The sequence below is a fragment of the Paenibacillus macquariensis genome (genome assembly GCF_900156375.1).
GTDB lineage: Bacteria > Bacillota > Bacilli > Paenibacillales > Paenibacillaceae > Paenibacillus_AQ > Paenibacillus_AQ macquariensis.
In genome coordinates, this window is sequence record NZ_FTNK01000009.1 from 260,623 (window position 1) to 273,334 (window position 12,712).

11 protein-coding genes, 1 rRNA gene and 1 pseudogene are annotated in these 12,712 nt (G+C 39.1%); 6 read left to right on the forward strand and 7 right to left on the reverse strand.

Going from position 1 to position 12,712, the window contains the following annotated elements:
* Nucleotides 1-69: 69 nt before the first annotated feature.
* A complete protein-coding gene (locus tag BW961_RS17445) occupies nt 70-771 on the forward strand; it encodes a M50 family metallopeptidase (RefSeq protein WP_068588465.1) in 702 nt (233 codons plus the stop codon).
* 297 nt (nt 772-1,068) lie between these two features.
* Here BW961_RS17445 and BW961_RS17450 read toward each other — a convergent pair whose 3' ends face one another.
* From BW961_RS17450 to BW961_RS17460, 3 genes are all read right to left on the reverse strand, one after another.
* Entirely contained in the window at nt 1,069-2,304 is a 1,236-nt protein-coding gene (locus BW961_RS17450) for an MFS transporter (RefSeq protein ID WP_068588462.1), read from the reverse strand.
* 156 nt (nt 2,305-2,460) lie between these two features.
* A complete protein-coding gene (locus BW961_RS17455; protein WP_068588459.1) occupies nt 2,461-2,934 on the reverse strand; it encodes a MarR family transcriptional regulator in 474 nt (157 codons plus the stop codon).
* Between the two features lie 169 nt (nt 2,935-3,103).
* Nucleotides 3,104-3,817 (reverse strand): DUF421 domain-containing protein, encoded by a 714-nt coding sequence (locus BW961_RS17460; protein ID WP_068588456.1) that lies wholly within the window; start codon nt 3,815-3,817, stop codon nt 3,104-3,106.
* A gap of 173 nt (nt 3,818-3,990) precedes the next feature.
* Between BW961_RS17460 and BW961_RS17465 the strand changes: the two genes are divergently transcribed.
* The 3 genes and pseudogenes from BW961_RS17465 (at nt 3,991) to BW961_RS17470 (ending at nt 6,129) form a co-directional block, all read left to right on the forward strand.
* The gene (locus tag BW961_RS17465) at nt 3,991-5,601 is read left to right on the forward strand and encodes an alkaline phosphatase family protein (protein WP_244555985.1); all 1,611 of its coding nucleotides are present in this window, start codon (nt 3,991-3,993) and stop codon (nt 5,599-5,601) included.
* A gap of 10 nt (nt 5,602-5,611) precedes the next feature.
* Nucleotides 5,612-5,804, forward strand: a pseudogene (locus tag BW961_RS31265) (IS3 family transposase); the annotation flags it as partial.
* A gap of 139 nt (nt 5,805-5,943) precedes the next feature.
* On the forward strand, nt 5,944-6,129 hold the full coding sequence (locus BW961_RS17470) for an IS3 family transposase (protein ID WP_411830640.1): 186 nt from the start codon (nt 5,944-5,946) through the stop codon (nt 6,127-6,129).
* 72 nt (nt 6,130-6,201) lie between these two features.
* Here BW961_RS17470 and BW961_RS17475 read toward each other — a convergent pair whose 3' ends face one another.
* The 3 genes from BW961_RS17475 to pepT all read right to left on the reverse strand — a co-directional run bounded on the left by BW961_RS17475 (nt 6,202) and on the right by pepT (nt 9,636).
* A complete protein-coding gene (locus BW961_RS17475; protein WP_068588450.1) occupies nt 6,202-6,558 on the reverse strand; it encodes a DUF4363 family protein in 357 nt (118 codons plus the stop codon).
* A gap of 19 nt (nt 6,559-6,577) precedes the next feature.
* A complete protein-coding gene (locus tag BW961_RS17480; RefSeq protein ID WP_068588447.1) occupies nt 6,578-8,056 on the reverse strand; it encodes an FTR1 family protein in 1,479 nt (492 codons plus the stop codon).
* 341 nt (nt 8,057-8,397) lie between these two features.
* Nucleotides 8,398-9,636: a peptidase T gene (gene pepT, locus BW961_RS17485; protein WP_068588444.1), complete on the reverse strand. Its 1,239-nt coding sequence runs from the start codon at nt 9,634-9,636 to the stop codon at nt 8,398-8,400.
* A 113-nt stretch (nt 9,637-9,749) separates the two neighbouring features.
* Here pepT and BW961_RS17490 point away from each other — a divergent pair, with 113 nt between their 5' ends.
* Nucleotides 9,750-10,322: a DNA-3-methyladenine glycosylase I gene (locus BW961_RS17490; RefSeq protein WP_068588441.1), complete on the forward strand. Its 573-nt coding sequence runs from the start codon at nt 9,750-9,752 to the stop codon at nt 10,320-10,322.
* Between the two features lie 144 nt (nt 10,323-10,466).
* Here the strand turns inward: BW961_RS17490 and BW961_RS17495 are convergent, their stop codons facing one another.
* Nucleotides 10,467-12,140, reverse strand: a complete 1,674-nt coding sequence (locus BW961_RS17495; RefSeq protein ID WP_068588438.1) for a ribonuclease J — start codon at nt 12,138-12,140, stop codon at nt 10,467-10,469.
* 428 nt (nt 12,141-12,568) lie between these two features.
* On the opposite strand from BW961_RS17495, the gene BW961_RS17500 reads away from it, so the two are divergent.
* Nucleotides 12,569-12,712, forward strand: a 16S ribosomal RNA gene (locus BW961_RS17500); the annotation flags it as partial.

A 12,712-nucleotide genomic window follows, 5' to 3' on the forward strand; every position in this document is an offset into this window, starting at 1 on the left:
TTCCCATGTATTCTTGTTATTATCAGAATAAGAACACTTGCCTGATCTAGGCGAATTGGGGAGAAGGATATGAATAAGTGGCTGAAGACAATTCTATTTCTGGTAGGTTCGGCAATCCTAACGAGATTCATACCCTTTAGTTATGTGTTTCGTACAGTAGACACCATGATTCATGAGTTCGCGCATGCGATAGTCACGTTACTGACATCGGGGCGTGTGCTGGCTATTCAATTGAATGCAGACCATAGCGGGGTTACGTATTCTACGACGACATCAACGTGGTCGTCCATGCTTGTTTCACTTGCTGGCTATACCTTGGCGTCAGTATGTGCGGCACTATTGTTCTATTGGATGAGTAAACGCCGAGAAAAGTGGGGACTGATACTACTTACTGCGATTGCAGTCGTGATGCTCATTATGTATGTGCATCAAGGGTATGGGGTGTTTTGGCTAGTAGGATTTATCGTACTGAACATCGTCATGATGTATTTACCTCCTACAATACACAATATGTATTATGGATTGCTAGCCTTCCTAACATTAGAGGAATCTGTACTAGGACCGATATATCTCGTTACGCTTTCCCTCTCAGGTAGGGGAAGGGCAGGGGACGCTTCTAATCTTGCCTCATGGACATCGATTCCTGCGGTATTCTGGGCATTATTATTTGTAGCATTTTCGCTAGTTTGTGCAAAGTTTGCTTTCTCATGGTTCTTTAACAAACGACAATCTCCGCGAGGACAAGAATCTAATCAGAAGTTTTCTTTGTAATTGAATTACAAGATTTCGCGAACTCAGTATGTTCATGCTGAGTTCGCTTTTTGGTATGAGGCGGTATATTGTGATGAGATCCAAATTTTACATTTTTATTGACAATGTTTGGATTGGGTTATAACTTGAATTCATCAATCCTACTTGAATGCTATGAATTAAATTGTGTTACCGACTGTATAGACAGAGGTATTGCGGATGTTAAGCGCAATATCTCTGTTTTTTTGAAATGACGGATTATCAAGCCAAGTTCGGCTGTTCTTGATAATCCATCAAATACAAGAAAGTACAGGTAGTTTACACATTTACATGCGTTCTCTTATATAAGACTAGTATTGCTGCTGCTATAAGGATCATACCCATAAAAGCGGGTGCGCTAGACCCGAGTGATACATAGATTTGACCTCCAATGATAGGCCCAATCATTCTTGCTAAAGCCTGAATAGATTGGCTACCCCCTTGAATCCTTCCTTGTTCACTAGAATCGACAGAATTGGAGAGCATCCCATTGAATGAAGGCCCAAAGATCGAATCACCAAAACCAAATATAAACATTCCGGCGATAAGAAGAGGATAGAATGAGAACAAAGCAGATAGCGCAATAAGACTGTAGCCTATAATCTCCGATACCATTCCAAGAATGGCTATCTGTTTATCCTTAAGTTTTTTCAGAAGCTTTGGCATGATGAAACCTTGTGAAATGATATCTTGGACGCCCATAATTGAAAACATAAGTCCGATTAGTGCAGGCTTCCAACTGAATGTATGCATTGTAAATTGTGAGAAAACGGCCTGTAAAGATCCGTTGGGTATCCAAAGTAAGAATGCTGAGACAAGTAGCCTTCTTAAGATTTTCATGGAAAGTAGGTTTGCAAGCTGCGTAAATGGATTCAGTCTTACAAAGGTAATCTCTTTCAGTCTATTATTCTTCTTAAGGCTCTCAGGCATAAAAAAGAATCCATAAACAACATTCAATAAAGTTATGATTGCACCAAAATACATGGGTACAGAATAGCCAAACTTGGCTAGCAATCCGCCTAGAGTTGGACCAATGACGGTGCCTACACCTACAACCGCACTCACCCATCCAAAGTATTTGGTTCTCTGTTCTGGAGGAATGATGTCTGCAAAATATGCGAAGATCGTGCCTATGCTCCCGCCTGTTATCCCTTCTATTATGCGCCCAGCAAATAGTACCCATAGAGCTCCTCCTATGCCAAAAACGAAGTACCCTATTGCGGAACCCAAAAGGCATACTAAGAGCAATGGACGACGGCCATATTTGTCGCTCAAAGTTCCAAGTACGGGGGCCGCAAAAAACACGCAGAATGCATAAACAGAGGTCAGCAGCGTAACAACGATAGCTTGTTCTCCCGGATTGCTTATATAAGGCTGCACTAAGAATGGGACGACAGGTGCTATGATACTGAAGCCTATTCCGCAAAGAAACACAGAAATAAGACCGAATAGTAAAGCGTGTTTATCTATGGTTTGTTCTGTGTTCTGTTCATTGTGTGATCTAAATATGGACATTTAAATATTCTCCTCAAAAGTTATAGTATTGATTCCTAGGAAACAAAACTATCGTATCGTTATTTTGTTTCCTTGTCAACAAAATAATAGAAATAAAAATGCAGCCAGTTCTCAATAGAGCCCGGCTGCATGTGGTTTCATTTTCATTATTCAAATTTATTCCGACTTAATATCTACACCCAGTTTCTTAATTTCTGCATCCAAATGCCGACTATACTTTTCCACGAAGCTAAGCACACTGTCAAATTGTTCCTCGGTTACCTGCTCAAATACGGCTTTATCCCGCTCTTGAAACTCTTTGTGCAAGTCATCATGGATTTTATAAATTACTTTCCCTTGCTCAGTAAGTCGGAAATAGATTTCTTTCTTGTTATCCGACTTTTGGTAGCTTTCGATAAGGTCTTTTTCTATGAGCTTTTTAGTTAATTTACTTATGGCACCGCGAGTCATATAAAAGGACTCCGCAAGTTTTGTCACGTTGGAATCTACATTTCTTTCAATGTATTCGATGCAATGTACTTCAGAAGACGTATAACCCTTAAGACTGTCTTCCATCTTATCTTTATTAAGCCAAACCAACTTATTATATAAGTCCCTGAAACCAATTATGACCTGTTCTTCTTTGTTCATGGCCTGTCCTCCCACCCGTGGGTACATTAACAATATTATATTAAATTTTGTTTCCATTCCAACAATATTAAATTAATTATTTTAGCTTTCAATTCCATAATGATGGATTTGAAAGTCTTTTTGCGTGGTTACAGTTGGTATGTATTGATCATAAAGTGTGATTAGGTACTTATTTATTAGGGTTAGGATCTACATATACCCGCACATTTTCGTTGTCATCAATGGTGGCTAATACACAATCGTGGATATCTATATAGGTAGGTACTATCTTTTTCTTGAGCCAGTCGGAGTCCTTTCCGATTTCTTTAAGAAGGAATAAGTCGGGTACACCTTCAACGATGATCGGCCTTGTGAGGGAGAACGGTGTAGTCTTTACCTTCATATCTGCGGGGGTAAGTGGCTGATATTGTGTATCTATGAATATGGAGATGGTTCCTCCCGGTTCCCATACTGCGAGAGATACCCTTTCAATATTCGATACCTTTTCTTTTCGAAGCTCACTGAATAAGAAATCAATAGATATTCTTGCTTTGGATAGGTTTTTGAACAAGATTTGACCATTTCTAATAAGCGTAATCGGTGCTGGATCGAGATACCTCTTAAATAACGACCATTTCAGGCTCAACCCTGTTGCAGCAACATATAAAATAATGAGAACAATGGTCGTGGTGACAGATCCTTTTAACCCCAATCTCTCATCCGAAAGTGGGTGTGCGATAATATTGCCAAGGGTTAGCGCAATAATGAAATCGAGGAGTCTTAATTGAGAGATTGATCGTTGTCCCATTAGTTTGGTTGCAAGTAACAAAAAAATAAAGCTAATGATAGCTCTGAAGATCCATTCAAGTGTTGTCAACGAATCTTGACTATTGAGAAAATCCAAGCTATTCACTCCCCAGAAATTTCATTTCGTTAGCATTTCCCTATATTTTGTGAATATTCAGGTGAACCTTCCAATTAAATCACCTAATATTTCCTTGTATACTTTAATTTACTAAAGAACAAACTGAAGTATATTCAATATGAAATGGGTTAAAAAGACTGGGAAAAAAGGTTGTGATACTATTGCGTATCATCAGTTGGTTGATTTGGATCGTAGTGCTATTAATGATTTGTTCGGGATGTTATGGGAGTGAAGTGAAGCCCAAGGAAGATGATCTTCTCCATGTAAAGTCTAAAACGGGTCATCCATCGAAAAAAGTCATTCTTATCTTGGTAGACTCTGTCATGTATCAAGCCATTGATAAAGGTATACAGCAACAAAAGCTTCCCACATTGAAATATCTGATTGATCATGGTCAGTACTATAAGGACCTCGTGAGTTCTTTCCCAACGATGTCCGTCACAATCGATAGTTCTTTAATGACGGGGACGTACCCTAACGAACATCGTGTTCCTGGGCTGATCTGGTATTCAAAGAAAGAAAACAAAGTCATTAATTATGGAACCGGCCCTATGGAGATCCTTAAACATGGTGTAGACCCCGTTCTGAGTAACGCTATGATTCATTTGAATGGGGATCATCTGAATGCACAAACCTTAACCATTTATGAGCAATTGAAAAAAGAGGGACTAAAAGCAGGCTCTATCAACGGATTGATTTATAGGGGAACTGTGGAACATACCTTATCCATCCCTGAATGGATGAGAGGACCGACTTCATTACCGGCAGAAGTAATAGTAAAAGGTCCTGATTTTTTATCATTGGGTTCGCTTTCGAACCCGCTGGAAGGTTTAAAGAAAATGCCTGACACGCTAATGAGACGGATGGGATTCAACAATGAATTTGCTGTGGAATCAGTTAAGTACTTAGTGCATAACAATAAGTTACCTGATTTTCTGTATGTATATTTACCTGATTTAGACCAAGAGCTACATAAGAAAGGCCCTTCAGTGATTGATGGTGTTATCAAAATAGATAGCCAGCTTCAATCTATATTGAATGCATTTGGATCTCCCGAAAAAGCGCTGGACGAAGCAATCATCATGATTGTTGGAGATAGTGGACAGAGTGGAATTTTACCTGATGGCAAACACCCGGTCGTTGATTTGCCGCATATATTGCATAACTATTCGATTTTACGGCCAGGTGCAGAAGCTACGAAAGCAACAGACATTGTTCTTGCCGTGAATGAAACTATGGCATATGTGTATAAGCTCAATACCAAAGATTCACTTAAGCATATTGCTAACATTTTGAAAAAAGAAACACGTATCGATTTGATTTCTTGGAAAGAAAACGGATGGATTCATGTGGTACAGTCAGGCACATCAAAGGAGTTTAAATATAAACCAAATGGAAAAATAACGGATGCTTATGGACAATCATGGACTTTAGGAAATAATCCAGAGGTACTTGATCTACACATAAATAAACATCAAAACACGCTTCAGTACAGAGAATACCCTGATGCATTAAAGAGACTCTATGGAGCCTTAAATTCACATGAGGGAAATTTCTTGGTGGTCTCTGCGAAGCAGGGATATGAACTGAGTGGTCAAAGTTCACCTACTCATAAAGGTGGGGGAGGCCACGGTTCGCTCCATCGAATGGAGTCGCTAGTTCCATTGATCATTAGCGGAACGAATGAAAAGCCTGATCATGCTCGTATCGTTGATTTGAAATCGTATATACTACGACTGCTAACGAAATCTTTGGGGAAATAGAAACAAAAAACTGAAATTGAGGAAACAGAAGAAGGACACACGTGAAAGTTTATCAAGGAACAATTTTGAGACCAGGATTAGTGAGAAGTCAATTACCTATGCTGATGAATTCAAGCGGTTGTTCATAGATCAATACATGATGGGTAAACCCCCAAGAGAGATCTTTGAATGGATTTGATGTTAACATAATCGGGATGAAGCGAGAATCAGTCTCCTCGAATCACAGGTAGAATTGTTAAAAAAGCTAGACATGAAAGAAAGGTTGCTGGTAGCCAAACCGTGAACTACTGAAGAAAAATGGACTAGGTCAGTCCATGTCCATACGTGGAAATTCCTGGGATGATGCCCTCGGGAATCGTTTTTCGGTCACACGTAGATCACCGTAGATGCAAATCCTTCAGTGAGTTACAAAGTGAAATCGACCGTTACATACATTACTACAATAACCACAGATACCAATGGGGATTAAAAAAAGATGACTCCCATTCAATACGAGGAATCATCTTTTATCGTCTGCGTAAATTTTAGTACAACTCTTTTTTTTAAAGTCTCCTTGACCTAGGATCCAGATCTCTAAATCTAGGCTCTTTTTGTTTGTTATTATTTAATTTGTTTTAAAGTATCATTAAGCTTTGTAATCTGATCTTTTAAAAGCGCTTGGTCAAGTGTATCTTGCTTTGCACCAGCTTGAATAATGCCAAGTGGACCTTCGACTTTTTCATACATATCGGGTTGGTTCTCTTTAATTCCATCTTCAAACTTCTTCCATGACTCTTCTAACTTTTCTGCGTCTTCTTTCACTTTGACGGTATCGTTTGTATCCATGTTTTTGTTCATTTCCACCAGTGTGTCCTGCATGCTCTTCACGCCGTCAACTGTGGCATTAGAATTGGAAGAACAAGCAGCAAGAATGAATACCAAAATAATAATGGATAACAGTGTTTTTGGAACTTTCATAAAATAACCTCCAAAAATTTTATTGTTGTATATTCATCTGAACTTGCAATTTTTGATCTCGGATTCTGTTCCGAATCACAACAGCAATAGCAACAAGCAGAAGAATCGATTGAGGGATAATATTTTCCCAGGTTGAATAAAAACCAAAGAAATCAATGGACGGTAATAAATCAGTATGGGTTGCACGAAGTAGGCCTGCTAGCTGTAAGCCGTGAATACCCGTGCCAAGAAACTTAAAGCATAAATAAAAGACGAGAACACTGGATACCAAGAAAAACGGTCGCATTGGAATTTTCAAACCGATTTTGAGAATTAAAAAGGCAAGTATCGCTAAAATCAATATACCAAGAACTATTCCTAACAACAGCGTTGTAAGGCTTATGGAAGATGCCATTCCAATGAAGAAAAGAACAGTTTCCGTTCCTTCCCTAAATACAGCCAGGAACGCAAGGATGGAGATGGACCATAAGTTTCCAGTAGCTAGTGCTTTTGTGCTTTGATTATTGATGTATTGCTTCCAGTTGACGACACTGGATTTACTGTGGAGCCAGTAACTCATATAAATCAACATAACTGCTGCAAAAAGTCCTGTACATCCTATAATCAAGAAGTTGTTGTTTCCAAACGTCCCAGAGGAAAATAACAGCTGGACTGCAATTCCAAGGATGATACTAACTAAAACGCCTGCACCAAGTCCATACCAAAGCCAATTCTTTTTTTCACCGTGTCCTGATTTATTTAAAAATCCAAGAAGAGCAACAATGACTAAGAGGGCTTCAAGACCTTCCCGCAGAAGAATTGTGATTACGTCTACGATGGTATAGCTAGTTTTAGAGGCAAGAGGAATTAAATAATCACGCATGTTCTTTACCGTTTGTTTAGCATCCGCTACGTTTGGCGGATTGGAGGTAAGCAGTGCAAAAGATGAAACCATGTCTCTTTCAGCATCTGCGTATACCTTTGACGATTGAGTGAGCACAAGCCCTTCGATATCTAGCCATGAATTACGGAAACTTTGTATTTGTTGTTTAGCTGCCTGAACATTATTTTGATCAAGCGCGGCTTTTGCTTCGTCTAACAATTTGACGAGATCATCAATTGTTGTGCTGCCGGTTGGGGATGGATCCTTGAAAGCGGACATATCCCCTGAAATAAATGTTTGATTGATTTCGATTAGTGCTTTCAAACTGGTGATTATGTTAACCTTCTTTGCCGGACTTTGGGCAAATGCGAATTGAACTTCTCCCATTCTTTCTTCAATAGAGCGGTATGCCCCTTTCGATTTATCTTTTATACCGCTTTCGTTTTTGTACCAGAGCGTGTTGTACTTCTCGTACTCTTCCTTAGATTGAATCAAGTTATTCTGCTCCGCCAATTGAAAAGCGTTTATAACATGATCATTTGCTTTTTGTAAATCAACAGAGGCTTGATCCGCAAAAACCCCAGCAGGAAACAAGAGGATAAAAAGCATAATTAGAGTGGTGATTTTATAACGCATGAAACACCTCATCATTAATATTGATAATCATTATCATTTCGGGATATGTGTAATCTTAAGTTGATTCAATAGTTTTGTCAAATGGAATTTTTACGTGTCATATTCTAAAAGGATATACATAAAAGAGTTTCCAATTGATAGCAACTTACCTGTTTCAACTATGCGGTAGTTGAGTGATTGAAGGGGTAGGAATGGAAAGATTAACTGGAAGCTTCGAGCAGAAGGTATTGAACCAGTTAACACTGATTTTATTATATTTGTAAGACAGTAAAACCACAAAGACCAGATGATGAAACGTTCCATCAGGTCTTTGTGGCTTTAGATAGAGGCTCAAACTTTCTTTAGTTAGTGCCTTGTTCTTCATAGAGTTTAATGATTTCAATGACAACCTGTGTCGCTTTAATCATATTATCTACAGAAATGTACTCGAATTTCCCATGGAAGTTCTCGCCCCCAGTAAATATATTTGGAGTCGGTAGTCCCATGTAAGATAATTGAGAACCATCTGTACCTCCACGAATAGGTCTAACAACCGGTTCAATATCTAGACTCTTCATGGCTTCATAAGCGATATCGACAATGTATTTGACAGGTTCAATCATTTCTTTCATGTTGTAGTACTGATCTTTCATCTCTAGAACAATACGCTCATGGCCGTATTCTTCTCTAAGTTCAGCAACAATACGTTCCATATTCGATTTTCTCGATTGAAAATTCTCTTTATCGAAGTCTCTAATAATGTAATTGAGTTTTGTCTGCTCAACATCGCCTTGAATCTCTAATAAATGATAGAAACCGTCATATCCGTCAGTGAATTCAGGAGATTCCTCTGCTGGAAGCATGCTTTGAAGTTTCATCGCTATTTTGGCAGAGTTCACCATCTTTCCTTTGGCTGTTCCAGGGTGAATATTGCTTCCTTTACAAGTAATCTTAGCGGATGCAGCATTGAAACTTTCATACTCTAGCTCACCAAGTGGACCACCATCGACTGTGTAGGCATACTTTGCGTTGAATGCAGCAACATCAAATTTCTCAGGTCCTCTACCAATTTCCTCATCAGGGGTGAAGGCTACTCTTATTGTTCCGTGTTTGATTTCGGGATGTTGAATCAAGTAGGCCATAGCCGTTATAATCTCAGTAATACCCGCTTTATTGTCTGCTCCAAGAAGAGTTGTTCCATCGGTCGTAATTAACGTATGCCCCTTATATTCTTCTAGACTAGGGAAATCGTTAAGTGACATTACGATATGTAAGGATTCATTTAATGTAATATCCCGTCCATCATAATTCTCAATTACTTGAGGATTAACGTTCGTACCTGTGAAATCTGTTGCTGTATCTAAATGGGCAAGGAATCCGATCGTATCGACTTGTTTTTCTGTATTAGAAGGGAGAGTAGCCATCACATATCCGTTGTCATCGATCGTAACATCATTCATACCAATACTCTTAAGTTCATCAACCAACATATGCGCGAGATTCAGTTGTCCGGGCGTTGTAGGACAGGTATCCTTGTCTTCATTAGATTGCGTATCAACTTTGGCATAGGAAATAAATCGTTCAATGAGTTCTTGTTTCATGTATTCAATCGCTCCTTTGATTTGTATGGTTATATTTTATCATGCATTGCGATGTGGATCGTTATTCTTTAAAGTATTTCATATAGGTGACGTTTGAGAGGAGGATGAGCGTAATGGAACAATTGAAGCAACGTTGTGGATGGGTGAATCAAGATCCCTTATATATGGCTTATCATGATCATGAATGGGGACAGCCACTTACGAATGATCAGAAGTTATTTGAATTGTTAATGTTAGAGGGAATGCAGGCTGGGTTGAGTTGGTATACGGTGTTGAAGAAGAGAGAGCATTATCGCAAAGTATTTGATGATTTCAACCCTGCAATAATAGCGACATATAATGAAGAGAAAGTTGAACAGTTACTTCAAGACCCAGGTATTATTCGCAATAAGCTGAAGGTTCGAGCGATTATCCATAATGCAAGTCTCTATCAACAAATCGAGCAGGAAGAAGGTTCATTTGCAAGTTATATGTGGCGTTTTGTAGATGGTGAGCCTATCGTCAATCAATGGACAAGCCTATCGGAGGTTCCTGCAAACACACCAATATCAGATCATATGAGTAAGATTTTGAAAAAAAGAGGCTTTAAATTCGTCGGTACTACAATCTGTTACGCATTCATGCAAGCCTCTGGTATGGTGAACGACCACACTTTAGATTGTTTCTGTCGAACACAAGCTATCTAAAGTGGAATATGAACCGAGTAGGGGAATAGCTAGCTCTTGGTATTCGGCAATAGGACCCTTACAAGAATATCAATATATGAAAAGGACACGACCTATAGATCATATGAAGAGGTCAGTGTCCTTTCCTATAGTAACTCGCGCTATTTAGACTTGAATGATGATAGGTAGGATAATGGGTCTTCTTTTCGTATGACTAAACAAGTAATTTCCAACCGCTTCTTTGATCATTTGTTTAAAAAAGTCCCATTGCGTAATATTTTTCTCCTGTAATTTCTGGATGGTTTGTACGGTGATCTGGCGAACTTCATTTAATAAGGCCTCTGACTCACGAACATACACGAATCCACGAGAAATAACATCAGGGCCGGATAAGATTTTGCCTTCCATTTTACTGAGTGTAACTACTACGATAAGAATACCGTCTTCGGATAAAAGCTTACGGTCTCGTAGAACGATCGTTCCGACATCACCTATTCCGAGTCCATCAACAAGGGTATTCCCAGTCGTTATTTTTCGCCTTTGAATCGCTTGATGATCGATAATATCGACGACATCACCATTGTTAACAATGAAGATGTTATCCTGATCGACGCCCACAGATTCAGCTAATAACCGATGCTGATGAAGCATTCTAAATTCACCATGAATCGGTATGAAATATTTCGGCTTCATTAAAGACAACATTAACTTGAGTTCTTCTTGACTGGCATGACCGGATACATGCATACCCGTAACCGATGCTGATCCATAAATGACCTTGGCCTTCAGTTGAAATAGATTATCAACGATTCGTGCTACGTTTCGTTCATTTCCGGGGATAGGTGTAGAAGCGAGAATGACAGTATCCCCAGCCAGAATTTCTAATTGTCTGTGGTCGGAACTAGCTAGACGGGATAAGGCAGCCATGGGTTCTCCTTGACTACCCGTACAAAGGACAACAATACGGTGAGGTTCATAGGCTTTAACTTCATTCGCCTCAATTAACATGTTATCAGGAATATTCAAATAACCTAGATCATGAGCAATGCCGACAACATTGACCATGCTTCTTCCCAACAATGCGAGTTTCCTATTTGTTTTCTGCGCAGCATCGATCACTTGCTGTAGACGATGCACATTGGATGCAAAAGTGGATATGAATATTTTTTTCTTTGCCCTAACGAATGCTTCTTCAATATTCTCACCTACGAGTTGTTCAGAGGGGGTAAATCCAGGGCGTTCCGCATTGGTACTCTCGGATAGTAGTGCCAGCACACCATGTTTACCGATATCAGCCATGCGATGTAGATCAGGGTACTCATCATTTACAGGAGTAAGATCGAATTTGAAATCTCCTGTATGCACGACAGCCCCTTCTGGGGTATTGAATACAACACCAACACAATCAGGGATACTGTGATTTGTTCTGAAAAAGCTTACTTCGATCGTTCCTAGTTCTAATATTGACTCGGCATTGATGGTGAACATCTCAGTGCTTCCTAGAAGATTATGCTCTTGTAGCTTAACTTCGATTAACCCTAACGTTAATCGCGTTCCATATATGGGGATATTCAATTGTTTCAGAATATATGGAATGCCCCCAATATGATCTTCGTGTCCATGGGTGACAATTAAAGCTCTGATCTTATCGCGATTCTCTAATAGATATGAAATGTCAGGAATGATTAGGTCAATTCCCAATAAGCTCTCATCTGGAAACTTTGAACCACAATCAATGACGATAATATCATCAGCATATCGGAGAACGTACATATTTTTGCCGATTTCATTTACACCGCCTAAGGCGACAATCGATAGTGTTGATTCATTAGTATTCACACTGACTACCTCCAATTAAAAATATGAAAGTAGTCTCCCCTTATTAACATTTATTATGAGGGGTTTATAACAAGGTAAATGATAATGCATGTGACTGTAAATTTTTACAACTTGTCAACCTAGTGATAGACATGATATATTCTTATTCCGGCCAGTAAATAACACTTTATTGAATCGGCAAGCCAATATCGATTGAAACTTAAATCGAAAAAAAAGCTTGCATAAACGAACCGGACATGATAAGATATAGAAGTTTTCGCCGAGAAGAACTGGTAACAACAAAACGAAATAATTGGTCTTTGAAAACTGAACAACGAGTGAGTAGATTTCACGAAAGTGAAATCAAAACAAATGAGAAATCATTTGATAGAGAATGGAAATTCTCGCCAGTTTGTTTCAAAATGAGCATTTCGCTCTTTCTAAATACCAATTTGGAGAGTTTGATCCTGGCTCAGGACGAACGCTGGCGGCATGCCTAATACATGCAAGTCGAGCGGAGTTGTTTTGAAAGCTTGCTTTCAAAACAACTTAGCGGCGGACGGGTGAGTAACACGTAGGTAACCTGCCTGTAA

Coding starts and splice junctions, on each gene's coding strand:
- BW961_RS17475 (WP_068588450.1), bottom strand. CDS start 6,558: ATGAAAGTTCCAAAAACACTGTTATCCATTATTATTTTGGTATTCATT.
- BW961_RS17450 (WP_068588462.1), bottom strand. CDS start 2,304: ATGTCCATATTTAGATCACACAATGAACAGAACACAGAACAAACCATA.
- BW961_RS17490 (WP_068588441.1), top strand. CDS start 9,750: ATGGAACAATTGAAGCAACGTTGTGGATGGGTGAATCAAGATCCCTTA.
- BW961_RS17470 (WP_411830640.1), top strand. CDS start 5,944: ATGCCCTCGGGAATCGTTTTTCGGTCACACGTAGATCACCGTAGATGC.
- BW961_RS17455 (WP_068588459.1), bottom strand. CDS start 2,934: ATGAACAAAGAAGAACAGGTCATAATTGGTTTCAGGGACTTATATAAT.
- BW961_RS17445 (WP_068588465.1), top strand. CDS start 70: ATGAATAAGTGGCTGAAGACAATTCTATTTCTGGTAGGTTCGGCAATC.
- pepT (WP_068588444.1), bottom strand. CDS start 9,636: ATGAAACAAGAACTCATTGAACGATTTATTTCCTATGCCAAAGTTGAT.
- BW961_RS17480 (WP_068588447.1), bottom strand. CDS start 8,056: ATGCGTTATAAAATCACCACTCTAATTATGCTTTTTATCCTCTTGTTT.